Genomic DNA, 1402 nt, shown 5'->3' with positions numbered 1-1402 from the left:
AGCCATATACATAGCCTTATCTGCTCTTGCTATGAACTGCTCAATTTGCTCTCCTTGTTTATATTCTGATACTCCTATACTAACGGTCTTCCTAAGCTGCTCCGGCACTGTTGATATATTAAACTCCATTGCGGCTATCTTTTGGCATAGCCTTTCTGCCGCTTCCTCTGCACCATCTATTAATATATCATCTACTAATATTACAAATTCTTCACCACCATATCTAGCCACTAAGTCTGTTAATTTAAAGCTTCTCTTTAATACTGCTCTTAATTGCCTTAATATCTCATCTCCGGCTTGGTGACCATATTTATCATTTACCAACTTAAAATCATCTAGATCACACATTAATAAGCATACCGTATTCTTGTACTCATGCGATCTCTTCGCCATCTGTATCACATGCAAATCAAAATAATGTCTATTATATAGATCTGTTACTGCATCTTTGATGGATAGATCTAGCTGTTTCTCCAAATGGTTGCGTATATTCTCTTGATACCTTTTCCGTTTTAATAATGTCCTCGTTCTTATTTGTAGCTCTATCTCATCTATTGGATACATAAAATAATCTTGTGCCCCAAGCTCTACTCCCTTTTTTAACTTCTCCTCATCTATTTCATCCGATAATCCTACTATTATCGTATCTTGCATATTAGGATTATTAGTAATGCACGCAACTATTTTAAAGGGATCATATGCCTCGAGTGTAGAACTTATAATGACTAAATCAGTGTTATCTTTATTACTGACATTTTCTTCACTATGTTTATTATCCTTTTCTTCTATATTACTGATTATTTCTATATGATCCGTCAATTTGCTCAGTATAGTCTTGATGTTTCTTGATCTAACTGTATCATCATCTATTATTTTAATTTTTCTTAAATGAGTATCTTCTGCCATATCCATCATAGGAATTCCAAGTGTCGCATTTGTACTATTTCGCAAAGTTAATTCATCTATTAGTGCTTTGGTTCTTGTAAGTGCCTTTAATCGTATTGATAAGGCAAGATCATTAATAGGTTTCATCAGTAATTCATCTGCCCCTACCTCTAATGCTTGCAACCTTGCTTCCTTTTCATCCATAGCTGTTACCATTACTACAGGTATATATGTAGTAGCTGGGTTTGCTTTTATTCTGCTACATACTTCAAATCCATCCATCTCCGGCATCATGATATCAAGTAATACTACATCTATATTCTTTGCAGCTAGTATTTCTAATGCTTGCTTACCACTCGTTGCTGTAAACACCGTATAATATTCACTTAATAACCTAGCTTCCAGTAACTCTATATTCTGTTGTGTATCATCTACTACTAAAATATTTGCTGTCATATGTTTTTTTGCTTAATTTTAGAGATTTATCATAAGACTTGAGATTATATAAAATATCTAC

At 33.7% G+C, this 1402-nt stretch carries 1 protein-coding gene; it reads right to left on the bottom strand.

Features of this window, described 5'->3' with window-relative positions:
* Positions 1 to 1341: PleD family two-component system response regulator (locus KYQ89_RS03130; RefSeq protein WP_218460364.1), on the bottom strand; the 1341-nt coding region annotated here is incomplete at its 3' end.
* Positions 1342 to 1402 lie beyond the last annotated feature (61 nt).

Source organism: Rickettsia sp. TH2014, from assembly GCF_019249195.1.
Lineage (GTDB): Bacteria > Pseudomonadota > Alphaproteobacteria > Rickettsiales > Rickettsiaceae > Rickettsia > Rickettsia felis.
This window is presented reverse-complemented; position numbering and strand designations above follow the sequence as displayed.